11 protein-coding genes are annotated in these 16141 nt (G+C 39.8%); 9 read left to right on the forward strand and 2 right to left on the reverse strand.

All coding sequences use genetic code 11. The features are described 5' to 3' along the window. Nucleotides 1–158 precede the first annotated feature (158 nt). Entirely contained in the window at nt 159–2225 is a 2067-nt protein-coding gene (locus JQC92_RS06375) for a putative bifunctional diguanylate cyclase/phosphodiesterase (protein ID WP_204998867.1), read from the reverse strand. Between the two features lie 170 nt (nt 2226–2395). Here JQC92_RS06375 and pnp point away from each other — a divergent pair, with 170 nt between their 5' ends. Both pnp and nlpI read left to right on the forward strand, forming a co-directional pair. Continuing rightward, nucleotides 2396–4504 carry a polyribonucleotide nucleotidyltransferase gene (gene pnp, locus JQC92_RS06380; RefSeq protein ID WP_204998868.1) on the forward strand — a complete coding sequence of 703 codons (2109 nt, stop codon included), beginning with the start codon at nt 2396–2398 and terminating at the stop codon, nt 4502–4504. Between the two features lie 141 nt (nt 4505–4645). Further along, nucleotides 4646–5518: a lipoprotein NlpI gene (nlpI, locus tag JQC92_RS06385; protein ID WP_204998869.1), complete on the forward strand. Its 873-nt coding sequence runs from the start codon at nt 4646–4648 to the stop codon at nt 5516–5518. Between the two features lie 150 nt (nt 5519–5668). Here nlpI and JQC92_RS06390 read toward each other — a convergent pair whose 3' ends face one another. After that, nucleotides 5669–7306 (reverse strand): acetolactate synthase large subunit, encoded by a 1638-nt coding sequence (locus JQC92_RS06390; RefSeq protein WP_204998870.1) that lies wholly within the window; start codon nt 7304–7306, stop codon nt 5669–5671. 207 nt (nt 7307–7513) lie between these two features. Here JQC92_RS06390 and JQC92_RS06395 point away from each other — a divergent pair, with 207 nt between their 5' ends. From JQC92_RS06395 to JQC92_RS06425, 7 genes are all read left to right on the forward strand, one after another. Beyond that, on the forward strand, nt 7514–7657 hold the full coding sequence (locus tag JQC92_RS06395; RefSeq protein WP_204998871.1) for a hypothetical protein: 144 nt from the start codon (nt 7514–7516) through the stop codon (nt 7655–7657). Beyond that, nucleotides 7657–8637, forward strand: a complete 981-nt coding sequence (locus tag JQC92_RS06400; RefSeq protein WP_204998872.1) for a M20/M25/M40 family metallo-hydrolase — start codon at nt 7657–7659, stop codon at nt 8635–8637. Before JQC92_RS06395 ends, JQC92_RS06400 begins: the two co-directional genes overlap by 1 nt. Before the next feature lie 367 nt (nt 8638–9004). Continuing rightward, entirely contained in the window at nt 9005–10591 is a 1587-nt protein-coding gene (prfC, locus tag JQC92_RS06405) for a peptide chain release factor 3 (protein WP_204998873.1), read from the forward strand. A 430-nt stretch (nt 10592–11021) separates the two neighbouring features. After that, nucleotides 11022–12398, forward strand: coding sequence for a sodium:solute symporter family protein (locus JQC92_RS06410; protein ID WP_204998874.1), 1377 nt, complete (start codon nt 11022–11024; stop codon nt 12396–12398). Next, nucleotides 12392–13159, forward strand: coding sequence for a TatD family hydrolase (locus JQC92_RS06415; protein WP_420851299.1), 768 nt, complete (start codon nt 12392–12394; stop codon nt 13157–13159). Before JQC92_RS06410 ends, JQC92_RS06415 begins: the two co-directional genes overlap by 7 nt. Before the next feature lie 177 nt (nt 13160–13336). Beyond that, entirely contained in the window at nt 13337–14599 is a 1263-nt protein-coding gene (locus tag JQC92_RS06420) for a NupC/NupG family nucleoside CNT transporter (protein WP_204998875.1), read from the forward strand. 308 nt (nt 14600–14907) lie between these two features. Further along, nucleotides 14908–15768, forward strand: a complete 861-nt coding sequence (locus JQC92_RS06425; RefSeq protein ID WP_204998876.1) for a nucleoside-specific channel-forming Tsx family protein — start codon at nt 14908–14910, stop codon at nt 15766–15768. Nucleotides 15769–16141: the final 373 nt, after the last annotated feature.

A 16141-nucleotide genomic window follows, 5' to 3' on the forward strand; every position in this document is an offset into this window, starting at 1 on the left:
TACAACTCAATGAATGATATCAACAGCATGACATGATGATTAGATCGGTCAAATGATCGTGAAAAATAGTGAGTTGAGTGCAGGTATTTTGTTCATTTAACTTTCAGAGTGCTGAATAGTTACGATTAATAAAGAATTCAGTAAAAATTTATTATAAATTAGAGCTCTAGCTCGTTTTGCAGTGGTGATAGATAGCTGTTTTCGAACTCTTCTTTTGAGAGCGGTTTACTGAATAAAAACCCTTGGCCAATATGGCATTGATGCTCTTTAAGCCATTCCAGTTGCTTTTTTTCATCAATGCCTTCTGCCACAATATCAAAGTTCATTTGTTCTCCGAGCAACAATATTGTCTTTGCGATTGCGTCATTTTCAGGCAGACCTTCTACAAAGGCACGATCAATTTTTAAGGTACTAATAGGCAATAGCTTTAAATAAGACAGCGAAGAATATCCAGTCCCAAAATCATCAATAGCAACGCTAAATCCAGCTTTTTGCAATTGCTCTATACGAGCGATGGCTAATTGAATATTATTAATGAACGAGCCCTCAGTAATTTCGATTTCTAATAAATTTGGTGCAATATTATTTATATGTGTCGCTGCTTTGATTTGTTTTATTAAATTTGGATCAACAAAGTGCCTTGCGGCAACATTGATTGCGATTTTGGGTACCTGATTATAGCTTTTTGACCAGTGAGCTATCGTTCTGCAAGCATCTTTAATGACCCATCGACCTAGGGCGATGATTAAGTTAGATTGCTCAGCGATAGGAATAAATTTAGCTGGTGAAATCAGTTTACCTTCTTTTTCCCAACGAATAAGTGCTTCTGCACCGCATACTCTACCTGTTGTTAAATCGATTTTCGGTTGATAAAAAAGCTGCAGCTCACCGAGTGGTTCGGCACTGTCGAGTTCACGCATAATAGTAGAGTGCAATTCTGCTTCTAATTCTAATGAAGCAACTGCATTTTCGGTCATTTTGTGGTTGAAAAATTCCCAATTTCCATATTCAAGATCTTTAGCGTTATACATTGCGGTTTCAGCACGACGAATCAAATCTTCCGCTGTGTGCCCATCATCGGGAAATAATACGATACCAACAGCGGCGTCAGGGTGAAGCTCATGACCATTAAGTTGAAGTGGCAGCTGAATTTGTTCCAATAGTTTGCGCGCAAATTCGCCAGCTCGGTTTGGGTCTTGAATATCATTAACTACAATCGCAAATTCGTCGCCACCTAAGCGTGCAACGACTCCCTTCTCTCCAGTGTGGCGTTTTAAAGTTCTAGCAACTCTTGTTAGATATCGGTCACCTATGTCATGCCCTAAAGAGTCATTGATGTTTTTAAAACGGTCTAAATCAATGTAAAAAATAGCGAATGTGCGTCGTTGGTTTTTAGCGCGTTGAATTGCAATTTGTACGGTTTCAAGCAGTAAAGTACGGTTTGGCAGTCCTGTTAATGTATCTTTTGTTGCCAATTTTCGTAACTTAGCTTGTGTTGCGTCAAATTGAATTAGAATCTGATTGAACTTTGTTACTAAGGTGCCTAATTCGCTTTTTCTATGATGCACTAAACGAGGGAGTAAACTGTCTTTAGGTGCTTCAGGGTTAATTCTATCCATAGATTCACAGATGTGTACAACTGGCCGTGTCAGAAATTGATGGAACACAAACGCAAGGATAACCGTTAAGCCAAATGCTCCGCTCAAAGAGATCAAAAACGTATGCTTGAGATGTGTTGTAAGCTGCGAACTTATGTACTGTTCGTCATAGCTAAGGGTTACTTTGGCGAAAGGTTTTTTAGTTGCAGTGCTTACTTTTGTAAAGAGTAATCCTGTCCTATAGAGTAAGTGAGTGCTAGTTTCTGCCTCATCAACAAAACTTGCAACGGTATTAGAAATGAATGATTGAGGTATTTTCTGTTGCTTATTAGCACTGAAAAAACGTCCCCCATTGCTGAGCTCAACTTCAACAGATTTTACCCAAGGCAAATTGAGCGATAAGTCGACCAACTTTTCAGCCAATGGCAGCGTTTCAGTGTTCCTGTCTTGAAGACTGACTTGCTCTAAACGCTGAATGAGTTGTTGCTGATTCGCTTTTAGTCGGTGTTGTTCAGACTTTACGGTGATAATAAATTCGATGACAAAAATGAATACAGCAAACAGCAGCGTTGTTTTTAGCGCCAGAAATGCCTGCTTCCAAGTTAAAGAAGAAAATATTGCTGTCATCCTTGAAGCTCTTTTTCCCAAAATTTATAACCAGTTAGTGCCTAAATGAGGCATTTATCATGAAATATTTGTGATATCCACGATAGATCAGTATAGGTGCTTTATTCATGTACTGTATTTAAAGTATACTTATGCCCGAAAATTAAGGTAAATATTAAGGAATGGGTCTAGTGAATCCTATTGTAAAGAGTTTTGAATACGGTCAGCATACCGTTACTTTGGAAACCGGAGTTATTGCACGTCAAGCTGACGCAGCAGTTCTAGCAAGTATGGGCGACACCACTGTATTAGTGACTGTCGTTGGTAAAAAAGATACCGACTTGAGCCGTGGATTTTTTCCATTAACGGTTAACTACCAAGAAAAGACGTATGCGGCTGGTAAAATTCCAGGTGGTTTCTTCAAACGTGAAGGCCGTCCATCGGAAGATGAAACTCTTATTGCTCGTTTAATCGACCGTCCTATCCGTCCATTATTCCCTAATGGTTTCATGAACGAAGTTCAAGTAATCATTACTGTTGTTTCTGTTGATCCAAACATTGAGCCAGATATTATTTCAATGATTGGTACTTCAGCGGCATTGTCTATTTCTGGTATCCCGTTCAACGGCCCATTGGGTGCGGCACGCGTTGGATACAAAGATGGCGAATATGTTCTAAACCCGAACATCGATCAAAAAGACGGTAGTCAACTTGATTTAGTTGTTGCTGGTACACAATCTGCAGTACTAATGGTTGAGTCAGAAGCAAAAGCATTGCCTGAAGAAGTAATGCTAGGTGCTGTGGTATATGGTCATGACCAACAACAAGTTGTTGTTGATGCCATTACAGAGTTCAAAGCAGAAGTTGCTAAGCCTGAGTGGGATTGGACTGCGCCAGAGCAAAACGAAGACTTATACGCAAAAATCAAAACTATTGCTGAAGACGCAATGGGTAAAGCGTATGAAATCACAGCTAAGCATGAACGCCGTGATGCAGTAATTGAATTGAAAAACAACGCTAAAGACCAAATGGTTGCAGAAGATGCAGACATTGACTTGGGCGAAGTTGATAAGTTACTAGGTACTCTAGAGAAAAACGTTGTTCGTGGCCGTATCATCCGTGGCGAGCCTCGTATCGACGGTCGTGAGCCTGATATGGTTCGTGGTCTAGATGTTTTAGCTGGCGTATTACCACGTACTCATGGTAGTGCTGTGTTTACTCGTGGTGAAACCCAAGCATTAGTTGCTGCGACGCTTGGTACTGAACGTGATGCTCAAAAAATTGATAGCATCATGGGCGAAAGAACAAATCGCTTTATGCTTCATTATAACTTCCCTCCTTATTCTGTTGGTGAAACAGGTATGGTTGGTTCGCCTAAGCGTCGTGAAATTGGTCACGGTAAGCTAGCATGGCGTGGTATTAATGCAGTTATGCCATCAGAAACTGAATTCCCGTACTCAGTACGAGTTGTATCAGAGATCACTGAATCAAATGGTTCAAGCTCAATGGCTTCTGTTTGTGGTACTTCTCTTGCACTTATGGATGCAGGTGTGCCAATCAAGGCTTCTGTTGCTGGTATTGCAATGGGTCTTGTTAAAGAAGGTGATGACTTCGTAGTACTTTCTGACATTTTGGGTGATGAAGATCACTTAGGTGATATGGACTTTAAAGTAGCTGGTACTCGTGGTGGTATTACAGCTCTTCAAATGGACATCAAGATTGAAGGTATCACGAAAGAGATCATGGACATTGCGCTTCAACAAGCAATGGGCGCTCGTATCCACATTCTAAACGTGATGGATTCAGCTATTGGTAGTCACCGTGATGATATTTCTGATCACGCTCCACGTATCACAACTATCAAAATCAACCCAGAGAAAATCCGTGATGTTATCGGTAAAGGTGGCGCAGTTATTCGTGCACTTACTGAAGAAACGAACACAACGATTGAGCTGGATGATGATGGTTCAGTTCGTATTGCTTCTTCAAGCGGTGACGATACTCGCGAAGCGATTCGTCGTATTGAAGAATTAACGGCTGAGGTTGAAGTGGGTCGTATCTATGACGGTAAAGTTATCCGTATCGTAGACTTCGGTGCATTCGTTAACATTCTTCCTGGTAAAGACGGTCTAGTTCACATTTCACAAATCAGTGAAGAGCGTGTAGCTAACGTATCTGACCATTTACAAATGGGTCAAGAAGTTAAAGTTAAGGTAATGGAAGTTGATCGCCAAGGCCGTGTACGTCTTTCTATTAAAGAAGCAGTAGAAAAGAAAGTTGCTGAAGAAAACGCAGAGTAATTTAATTTGAAGGATTGCATTAAGTTACAATTCTGAGATTTAAAATATTACTTATTTAAAAGGAGATCTTCGGATCTCCTTTTTTGTTACCTGATGAGTTGTTATAGTTGCTCAGTTTTCTAATTTTCAAAGGCTTTTTAGATGAAATTGAATTTGCGTGTACTGTTAACCTTGGTTTTTGCTGGTTGGTTAACGGGTTGTGCAACGACACAAAAGGGATTGTTGTTTGAGCCTGTTCTTCCTAATTATCAAACCGAACTTAATATTGCCAAGCTCAACGATATTCTTTCTACGGTGAAATTGACCGAACAGCAACGTGCACGTTTTCATTATGACCGTGGTGTTTTGTATGACAAAGTAGGGCTAAGGTTACTCGCACGTTACGACTTTAGACAAGCGCTAAAGGTTAATCCTCGTTTAGCTGACGCTTATAACTTTCTAGGTATTTATTACACTCAAGAAGGGGATTTTGATAATGCGTATGAAGCTTTTGACTCAGTCTTAGAGCTTGCCCCAAATTATGACTATGCCCATTTGAATTTAGGCATCGCATTGTATTACGGAAAACGTAATAAACTCGCTAGTCAAAATCTTGAAGAGTTTTATAAAGTTGATACTCATGATGGGTATCGTGTTTTATGGCTCTTCATTGCTAACAGAGAAAATGATAAGAAAGCGGCTTTGGAAACGTTAAAAACTCAGCGTGAACAGCTAAACCCTGAAGCTTGGAGTACGGTTCTTGTCGACTATTATTTGGGTAAAGTTTCTGAGTCTGCGCTACTTAAATACGCAAAAGAAAACCTGAATGCTGAACAACCTGACGTTGAGTACACTGAGCGCCTTTGTGAAGCCTACTTTTATATGGCTAAGCAAGCTAGAATGAAAGGCAACAATAAAAAAGCAGTCGAATACTTAAAGCTTGTTTTAGCGACGAATGTGCATGACTTTGTTGAGTATCGCTATGCTGGAATTGAGCTGAGTTTAGCTGAGAAAGCGTTGTTAGAATTAAAATAAATTTAACTTAACTTAACTTAACTCATGCTGGTGAAAGGTTACCTAGAGTAGCTTTTTTTCTGCCAATCACTGCAGAGAAGTGCAAGCACAGTCCAATGAGAAATAACGGATTAGCTTGGATTTCTACTGCCGTTATCAACCTAAAGTGTTCTATATAATACAAGCAATTTCCTGAGTGATGACATTCAAAATGTGGTGATTTAATGAATAATCAATCGGCAAGTCGATCACATGAACACCTTCGCCATAGAGCGCTGCCTCCAAAACAGTTTCAAACTCGTCATGAGATTGTGGTCTGTGCCCAACAGCACCAAAGCTTTCTGCATACTTCACAAAGTCAGGGTTATTAAAATCTAATCCAAAATCTTTAAAGCCTTTGCCTTTTTGTTTCCACTTGATCATGCCATAAGCGTTATCGTTTAAGATAATTACGACCAGATCGAGTTTCATACGAACAGCGGTTTCAAGCTCTTGTGAATTCATCATAAAGCCACCATCACCATTAATGGAGACGACTTTTTTAGAAGGATTAAGCTGTTTGGCGACCATTGCCGATGGAAGTCCTGCTCCCATAGTAGCAAGCGCATTATCGAGAAGAAGTGTATTGCTTGAGTGGCAAGCATAATTACGTGCGAACCAAATTTTATAAATGCCATTATCGAGTGTTACTATGTCTTCATCATCCAAACGCTTTCGCAACACTCGAACTAATCGTTGAGGCAGTATGGGAAAGCGCTTGTCATCAAAATATTCTGAAACCTTTTCATCAACGAATTGCTTAACTCTTTTAAAGTAACTGAGATCTTGGGTTAATTCTTTTGTGACGCATGTCAGTGCTTCAACAGTATCGCTGATGTCCCCTGCAATGTTCAGTTGCGGAAAGTACACTTCGTCACATCGTGCTGGAAAGAAATTGATGTGAATGACTTTAGTGCCGCCCTGTTCCATAAAAAAAGGCGGTTTTTCTACAATGTCATGACCCACATTAATAATTAAATCAGCCTTTTCAATTGCACAGTGCAAAAAGTCGTTTTCAGATAATGCGGATGTGCCTAGAAATTGTGGGTGCCTCTCATCAACAACACCTTTTCCCATTTGAGTATTGAAAAAATAGATACCCGTTTTATCGATAAATTTTGTCAGTGCTTCTGTTGATGACTTCCTATTTGCGCCTGCACCTATCAATAGCAACGGTCTTTCACATGCGTCAATCATTTCAATTGCATGCTGGATGCAAACCGGATTTGCCTGTGAACGACGACATTGAATCACATCATAAATTTCTGAATCAGTAATAGACGCTGCTATGTCCTCAGGCAGCTCAATGTAGGCGGCTCCAGGGCGTTCTTCGCTGGTTAATCGAAATACCTCTCTGATCATATAAGGGACATTATTGCCATCACTGATTTGCTCAGAGTATTTTGTTATTGGTTTCATCAAACCAACGACATCTACAAGTTGAAAGCGGCCTTGTTTGGATTTTCGAATGGGCTTTTGTCCGCCTAACATTATCATTGGCATCGCACCTAGTTGAGCATAAGCAGCCGAAGTAACAAAATTGGTGGCACCGGGACCTAGGGTGGATAGACATACGCCAGGTTTGCCGGTAAGGCGACCATAAGTTGCGGCCATGAAGCCAGCAGATTGTTCATGACGAGTAAGAATGAGCTGAATTGAAGAATCAACGAGTGAATTTAAAAAGTCTAGATTCTCTTCGCCGGGAATCCCGTATATAAACTCGACGCCTTCATTTTCTAATGCTTTTACGAATAAATCCGAAGTTTTCATTTCCTATCCTGAATACGAATAATCTAAGTAAGTATAGAAAAACATTTGTGGTTCGTTGGGCTAAACTGTTTTTATATGAAATTGATGAGTTTGTTTCTACGTTAGGACAGAAATATGCGTAATACATATGTGCCTTTTTAACTGCAACACTGCTTTTATTTTACCCCCCTTTTGTCCATCGCTTAGCAAACCAATAAACAGAAACAAATGAGCGAGTTTATCCAGAGCAATAAAGGCCAAGCCATTAACGACCTACAGCTCTGGGGTTTAAAAGCTATTGGGTTAACTCACCGCAAAGGGCTGGCAATCTATTTTCTACTTACAGTGAAAACAATGGCAACTGTATTTTAATGATTGGGCATCTCGATACTGTGTTTGCTAAAGAGTCTCCGTGTCAGAAGTTTGTTTTAGACGGAGATAAAGCTCATGGCCCTGGTGTTGTCGATAATAAAGGCGGGAATCTTGTTATCCGTTATGCGATGAAAGCATTAGCACATACTAATCAGCTTAAGGGGAAGTGCATTTTTGTTGCGCTAATGGGGGATGAAGAAAGCAGCATTGGTGGAGCCAAACTGGATAGGCAAAACTTAATCAAATTCGCTAAAAAATCGAAAGCCGCACTCGGGTTTGAATGGCAAATTGCCAATAAAGGCACAATTGCAAGGCGTGGCTATACGAGCTGGAAGTTAACCAGCTCTGCAACGGCCATTCATTCTTCCAGAATCTTCTCTAAGGAAGTCGGGTTTGGCTCAGCTTATGAGCAAGCTAGGGTGCTAAATACCTTCCGTAAAGCGTTTTCAGACAGTAATGGTTTGACGGTCAATCCAGGGGAAATCGTGGGTGGCTCCTCGGTTAAGTTAAAAACTGAGAAAGACTGCGAAGGTTATGGTAAAGATAATATCACGGCAGGTATTGTCGTGAGTGAAGGTGACCAGAGGTTTAAAACCCAAGCGCAGCTCAAGAATGCAAAAGTGATGATGGAAAAAATTGTTGCCACACCGCTTCTTAAAACCAAAAGTAAAATTGAGTTTGTCGATGAAAAACCCGCAATGGCGGCAACACCTGAAAATATGGCAATTTTCAATAAATATGCTGAGATAGCAGCACAAGTGGGAGAGCATAATATTACACCGCTTGATGCTAGTAAGAGAGGAGCTGCAGATATAAACCACGTTGCCCCTTTTGTTCCAACGCTTGGTGGGGTAGGTGTATTAGGTACAGGTCTGCATTCAGTTCAAGAAACGATTGATCTTGCAAGTTTTCCAAAAGCAATGCTGAAAACAGCGCTACTGGTAAACGCCATTTCGATGGATAGCTACACAATCAAATAAACAATATGACTTATGGGATATAAAAATAGCAATCTTTGAGCGTTATCTTTCTTTATGGGGCTAGTTCGTCATTGTTGTCGGTATTGCATTCGGCAGTTTAATGCCAAGTGCCTTCGGCTACATTGCTATGCTTGAATATGCTCATGTAAAGTTACTCATCCATTTGAATCAATGCTGAATATGTTAGACATTTGACCTGCTGGGCCTTTATTTAAAGAGGGTGAAGAAATGATCCTTGATGATTCTGGGCAAAGACCTGTTTCTGATATTGATACTTAGTTATGACTTTTGCCTTTTTCGTTGTATCTGCACGTCAGATCAGCGAAAATAGCGCCAATTTTGTATTTCCTTTTGATAGAAGAAATCAATGTCTAACACTGTTATTCCTGAGGAAGTGTCGAAACGTCGCACGTTCGCCATTATCTCTCACCCGGATGCGGGTAAAACTACGATTACCGAAAAAGTATTACTTTTCGGACAAGCACTACAAAAAGCGGGTACGGTAAAAGGTAAAAAATCTGGTCAACACGCAAAGTCTGACTGGATGGAAATGGAAAAAGATCGTGGTATCTCGATTACCACTTCGGTCATGCAATTTCCGTATAACAATGCCTTAGTTAATTTACTCGATACTCCTGGCCACGAAGATTTCTCAGAAGATACGTACCGTACTCTAACGGCGGTGGACTCTTGCTTAATGGTGATTGACTCAGCCAAAGGTGTAGAGCAGAGAACCATTAAGTTAATGGAAGTAACACGCTTACGTGATACACCAATCATTACCTTCATGAACAAACTTGACCGTGATATCCGTGACCCAATCGAGTTAATGGATGAAGTTGAAGATGTCTTAAAGATCGCTTGTGCGCCGATTACTTGGCCAATTGCTTGTGGTAAAGAGTTCAAAGGTGTTTATCACATGCTTCGTGATGAGACGATTCTTTATCAAACAGGGCAAGGTCATACTATTCAAGACTCTGTGGTCATTAAAGGACTTGATAATCCAGAACTCGATGAAGCTATTGGTTCTTATGCTGAAGATTTGCGTGAAGAATTAGAACTTGTGCAAGGTGCTTCACATGAGTTTGATCAGGAACTGTTTTTGAAAGGCGAGCTAACGCCAGTATTTTTTGGTACGGCATTAGGCAACTTTGGTGTTGATCACGTACTCGACGGTGTTGTTGAGTGGGCTCCGACACCGCTTTCTCGTGAGACGGAAGAGCGAGTCGTAGAACCTAATGAAGATAAGTTTTCTGGTTTCGTTTTTAAAATTCAAGCGAACATGGATCCGAAACATCGTGACCGTGTTGCGTTTATGCGTGTTTGTTCTGGTGAGTACCGCCAAGGTATGAAAATGAAGCATGTGCGTTTAGGGAAGGATATTAACGTTAGTGATGCATTGACGTTTATGGCCGGCGACCGGGAACGTGCAGAAACTGCCTATCCAGGTGATATTATTGGATTGCACAACCACGGTACCATCAAAATTGGTGACACGTTTACTCAAGGCGAACTGATGCGCTTTACGGGTGTACCAAACTTTGCACCAGAATTGTTCCGCCGTATTCGTTTACGTGATCCTCTAAAACAAAAGCAGCTACTTAAAGGGCTTGTGCAGTTATCTGAAGAAGGGGCTGTACAGGTATTCCGTCCTATAGATTCTAATGATTTAATTGTGGGCGCTGTTGGTGTGCTTCAGTTTGAAGTTGTTGTTGGTCGTTTAAAAACAGAATACAACGTAGAGGCCATTTATGAGGCTGTCAGTGTTGCGACAGCTCGTTGGGTGTACTGTGACGATGACCGCAAACTTGATGAGTTTAGACGTAAGTGCAGCTCGAATTTAGCCCTAGATGGTGGCGATAATTTAACGTATATCGCACCTACTATGGTAAATTTGAATTTATCGATGGAGCGCTACCCAGATATTAAGTTCTCTAAGACTCGAGAGCACTAATACTCATAAACGTTTTAAAGTAAAAGGTCGCTAAAAGCGGCCTTTTTTTGGTAACCATTCACCAGCCCCGTATTGACTTTTCAAATAAACAGTGAAACTTACTTGCGGGGTGGTACTTGTGTCACAAAACAATGGCAAGCTTGTAGTTATAAATGCCAATAAACGGGAGTTTGAGATTGTCAATACCCCTCTGGTGAATGCTTACTTTTTTTGTAGGTGAAATTTAAACATGTAGTCAATATGTATTGTCCGGGAGGTAATATTTGAGACGTCGTCATTCCCGTTATATTCCACAGCTCGATCATCTACGTTTTTTTGCCGCTATGCTCATTGTGTTATTTCATATTTTAAATTATTAAATTGAGTCAGCAAATGATCAGCATGATTACGTTAGTCTTTGAATATAATCGGAATTTAATAAGGCAAAGTAATGCTGGACATTGCAATTGTAGTAATTTTCTTTCTTATAAATATCCTGATAGGGGTATATAGCGGTAGGAATATCACTAATTTTACTGAGTATTCAGTTTGGAAACGTTCTTTCGGCAGCTTTGCTATTTGTGCCTCCCTAACCGCTTCATTTTTAGGCGGCGGTTATATCATGGGAAATTCAGCCAAAGCCTACTCCATAGGGATGGTCTATGCCTACGGTCTTATTGGTTTTTCATTAAAAGAGCTTCTTGTCGGTTTATTTATTGCACCCAAAATGAGCCAGTACAGCGATTGTCATTCAGTTGGCGATATCATTGGACGGCATTACGGTGCCAAAGCAAAACTAATGACCGGAATATTTTCGTTACTCATTTGCATCGGAATATTGGGTTCTCAAGTTAGTGCTATAGGCGTACTATTCAGTTTATTTTTTAAAATACCAATGCATATCGGAATTCTCATTGGTTTTGGTATTATTATTTTTTACTCCGCTTTAGGTGGAATGCGAGGCGTCATATATACAGATACCTTTCAATTTTTGATCATCATGATAGGTATTCCTTTAATTTTAGTTTGTGGTGTTTCTTATCTTGGTGGATGGCAACACTTCATTGCTAATGTCCCCCCAGAGAAGCTAAATCCGTTTAACCATCTTCATTCTCAGTTGGCATTTTTTAGTTTATTCATGACTTTTCTTGTTGGCGAAGTTTTAGTTCCTCCTTACGTGCAAAGACTATTTATGGCTAAGTCGACCAAGGAAACAAAAACAGCGACAGTTGTTGCTTCAATATTATCGGTCCCCATCTTTATTATTGCTGGTTTCATTGGGCTTGTTGCTCTTCAACTTAATCCTCATCTAGCGGCCAATGATAGTATGCCTTATGTCGTTAAGTATGCAGTCCCTGTTGGTTTGAAAGGGATTGTTATTGCGGGTCTAATTTCTGTAATTATGTCGTCAGCATCTAGTTTTTTAAATGCTGGTGCAATTGCTTTCACACATGATGTATTACCCAGTATTATTGAGTACGATCATTTTAATAAAAAAAGACAACTCAGAATTGTCCGCTTAGTTTCTGTTTTCCTTGGTATCGGTGCAGTAATAATGGCAATGAGTGTACAGAATATTCTTGATATACTGATTTATAGCTACAGTGTGTGGGCACCTGTGTTACTCGTTCAGCTTGTTGCGGCGATTTATGGAAAGCCAGTGTCCGTTAAAGGTTTTTTTATGTGTGCTGGCGTAGGTGTAATATTTACGGTTATAACATCAGTAATCGCTTCACATAACAGCTTAATTAGTCCAAATGTTTTAGGTGTTCTTGGCAGTTTAATTACATTTTGGATATTAAAATCTAAGGAAAGAAAAACGTGTTGATCGACTCCCATGCCCATATTGACTTCGCTGATTTTGATGGTGATAGAGATGCGATTTTTGAGCAAATGCAACTCAGTGGTATTTCAAATGTACTTATTCCAGGAGTTTCTTCTGCTCATTGGCAAAAACAACTTTCTATTGCAAAAAAATATCAATCTCTTTTCGCATTGGGCGTTCATCCTTGGTATGTCACTGAAACGTTTGAAAATGATATAGTCGAATTAAAAAAACTCATCAATCAGCATTTAGAAAATGATTTTATGGTCGCAATAGGGGAGTGCGGCCTTGATAAAATTAAATCTGCTAACTGGGTACAACAAATATCAGCATTTGAAGCTCAACTTCAACTTGCAGAAGAGTATCAAATGCCAATGATTGTTCACTCAGTAAGAGCGCATGGAGAAGTGTTAACGTTATTAGAGAAATACAAATTGCCTAAAGGAGGTATTATCCATGGTTTTTATGGCTCGGTTGAAGTTGCGAAGCAGTATCTAAAACTTGGGTTTAAGCTAGGGATCGGTGGTTTGATACTCAATAGTGATGCAAACAAACTTCATAAAGCGGTTCAAAGTCTACCTATCAGTTCATTTGTGGTTGAGACAGATTCCCCCTCAATGTTACCAAAAAATAGTGACCAAAGTCGCAATACGCCACTTCTCATTAATAAGATTGTCACAAAAATAGCGGTTTTACATGCAAAACCAGCCGTTCTTGTAGGGGAACAGTTAAGGTCTTCTTTTTTTCAAGTTGTTGACATTTAAGGTTTCGTTTTAAAACAGTGGCTATTAACGGGTTACAGTGTCGTTAACTTATTGATAGTTAATTCCAAAAATTTGATCAAGGCAACGATTTTTAAAAATAGCTCAGGTATAATCTCACCCCGAAATGGGTTGGTTAACAACAAAATTATAAAACGTTAACAATTAGGGTGATGGTTAATGGATATTTTAATGAGTTTAGTGGGCGTTACAGTCCTTCTTGGGATAGCATTTTTGCTATCTAACAATAAAAAAGCAATTAACTTTCGTACCGTTGGTGGTGCTTTAGCAATTCAAGCACTGTTCGGTGGTTTCGTACTTTACGTTCCTTTTGGTAAAGATGTTCTTAAAACAGTTTCTGATGGCGTTTCAAGCGTTATTGGTTTCTCTCAAAGTGGTATCAGTTTCCTTTTCGGTGACTTGGCAAACTTTAAAGTTGGTTTCATCTTTGCAATCAACGTATTGCCAGTAATCGTATTCTTCTCTTCATTGATTGCTGTTCTATATTACCTAGGCATCATGCAGTGGGTTATCCGCATCATTGGTGGTGGTCTACAAAAAGCACTAGGTACTAGCCGTACAGAATCTATGTCAGCAACTGCGAACATTTTCGTAGGTCAAACTGAAGCACCGTTGATCGTTCGTCCATTCATTGCAACTATGTCTCAGTCTGAGCTATTTGCAATCATGGTTGGTGGTCTTGCTTCAATCGCTGGTTCTGTTCTAGCTGGTTACGCTCAAATGGGTGTACCAATTGAATATCTAGTTGCCGCTTCATTCATGGCAGCACCAGGTGGTCTATTAATGGCTAAACTGATGCACCCTGAAACTGAAGAAGTTAAAGATGACACATCTGATCTTCCTGAAGATCCAGACAAGCCTGCTAACGTACTCGATGCAGCTGCTGCTGGTGCTTCATCAGGTATGCATTTAGCACTTAACGTTGGTGCAATGCTTCTAGCATTCGTTGGTCTAATCGCAATGATCAACGGCATCATCGGTGGTATTGGTGGTTTCGTAGGTGTTGAAGGTCTTAGCCTTGAACTTATCCTAGGTTACTTATTCATGCCATTAGCATTCTTAATCGGTGTACCTTGGAACGAAGCACTTGTTGCTGGTTCATTCATCGGTCAAAAGATTGTTGTTAACGAATTTGTTGCTTACCTAAACTTTGCTCCATACATGCTAGACCCAGCAGCTGAAGGCTTTAAAGCTGTAGCTGAAACTGGTGTTGCTATGACTGGACGTACTAAAGCAATCATCTCGTTTGCACTATGTGGTTTCGCTAACTTATCTTCAATTGCGATTCTACTAGGTGGTTTGGGTGCTATGGCTCCTAGCCGTCGTCATGACCTAGCTAAGCTTGGTCTACGCGCTGTAATCGCTGGTTCTCTAGCGAACTTAATGAGTGCAACTCTTGCAGGTCTATTCTTAGCACTGTAATGGTTATTAGGCAGCGATAATATCGCTGCCTTTCTCTTATGACTTTAAACCTGTTAACGACCATATTTCATTGTTTTACTGAGTTAGACCTTAGAACGTCAACGACTAAACCTAAAGCTGAACAATAAAGCTTTAAAAAGTTGATAACTCAATAAAAACAAATTTGCGATTTTGTTCACATTTAAGAATTTAAAGTTTGTATTTTTACGGTAAACTATTGTGCTTCTAGCCAATAAAAGTAAAATGTACACACCATAAAAAAAGACGCTGCCCTTGATGGCAGGAACCTAAAATAAATGGGGTTGATGATGAAAAATGTTAAAAACTTTGCTTTAGCTGCAACTGCAGTAGCTGCAATCTCTGGTAACGCATTTGCTGCTGACCGTACTGACGTTCACGCTGGCGATTACAAGTGGATGCAAGCTAACTTAATGTATTCAATTGGTGAAAAACCAACTTCTAAAGATCAAAAAGGTGGCGATACACATAACTACCTAGAGCTTGAGTTCGGTGGTCGCGCTGGTGTTGTTGATTATTACGGTTACTTAGACGTATTCAACTTAACAAACCGTAGCTCAAGTGAGTCTGATAAGGGTACTGGTTCAAGCAAAATGTTCCTTAAGTTTGCACCTCGTTTCTCTTTAGATGCAATCACGGGTAAAGATTTATCGTTCGGTCCAGTTAAAGAACTATATTTCTCTACGTTATTAAACATTAGTGGCGGTGCAATTGACACTCAAGCTGGTGGTGATGGCGATATAAACCAATCTTTCTGGGGTTTAGGTGCTGATGTTGAATTACCATGGTTAGGCAAAACTGGCATGAACATTTATGCTAACTATGATATCAATACTAAAGATTGGAACGGTTACCAATTCTCTGCGAACTGGTTCAAGCCTTTCTACTTCTTCGACAACAAGAGCTTCCTTTCTTTCCAAGGTTACATTGATTATCAGTTCGGTGCTACCGACAAAGGCAATGAATTCGTACCTAAAGTTAGCTCAGGTGGTGCAGGTTTCTTAGGTCTATACTGGCATTCAGATCGTTACTCTTTAGGCTATGGTCTAAAAGGTTATAACAACGTTTACACTCTAGAAAATAATGCAGGTATTGTTGGTCTAAGAACAACAGGTATTTCTCATTACTTTGCTGCTACTTACAAGTTCTAATCAACTTGTTAGCAGATGGAGCCGCTAATAGCGGCTCCTTTATTTTGTAAACTAGAAAAATATCAAAGTCATTATTCGAATTTAGTTTTATAAAAAATAACTTCAAATACTGATTTTTTCTTGCGCTAAAATGGATTTTTCGCGGAAAAGTGGACAACCTTTCTCTTCAGTTTCCTGAAAAGCGCTCCTCTCTTCCGGTCTTCAAGGATTCAAGTCGTGGCATTATCGAAAGATAATTTTTTGAGCTTTTAGCTCATGACATTGAATACTTTATTTAGCATTAACGATTTCATTGTTGATGCGGCAGATCTAGCCAATGGCTAAAACAAATCAAAATTGCCAAATAGGGATCTGCTATTCCGATTTCTAATTT

The organism is Parashewanella hymeniacidonis (assembly GCF_016900895.1).
Lineage (GTDB): Bacteria > Pseudomonadota > Gammaproteobacteria > Enterobacterales > Shewanellaceae > Parashewanella > Parashewanella hymeniacidonis.

Coding starts and splice junctions, on each gene's coding strand:
- JQC92_RS06410 (WP_204998874.1), top strand. CDS start 11,022: ATGCTGGACATTGCAATTGTAGTAATTTTCTTTCTTATAAATATCCTG.
- JQC92_RS06395 (WP_204998871.1), top strand. CDS start 7,514: ATGAGCGAGTTTATCCAGAGCAATAAAGGCCAAGCCATTAACGACCTA.
- nlpI (WP_204998869.1), top strand. CDS start 4,646: ATGAAATTGAATTTGCGTGTACTGTTAACCTTGGTTTTTGCTGGTTGG.
- JQC92_RS06425 (WP_204998876.1), top strand. CDS start 14,908: ATGAAAAATGTTAAAAACTTTGCTTTAGCTGCAACTGCAGTAGCTGCA.
- JQC92_RS06420 (WP_204998875.1), top strand. CDS start 13,337: ATGGATATTTTAATGAGTTTAGTGGGCGTTACAGTCCTTCTTGGGATA.
- JQC92_RS06390 (WP_204998870.1), bottom strand. CDS start 7,306: ATGAAAACTTCGGATTTATTCGTAAAAGCATTAGAAAATGAAGGCGTC.
- JQC92_RS06375 (WP_204998867.1), bottom strand. CDS start 2,225: ATGACAGCAATATTTTCTTCTTTAACTTGGAAGCAGGCATTTCTGGCG.
- prfC (WP_204998873.1), top strand. CDS start 9,005: ATGTCTAACACTGTTATTCCTGAGGAAGTGTCGAAACGTCGCACGTTC.
- JQC92_RS06400 (WP_204998872.1), top strand. CDS start 7,657: ATGATTGGGCATCTCGATACTGTGTTTGCTAAAGAGTCTCCGTGTCAG.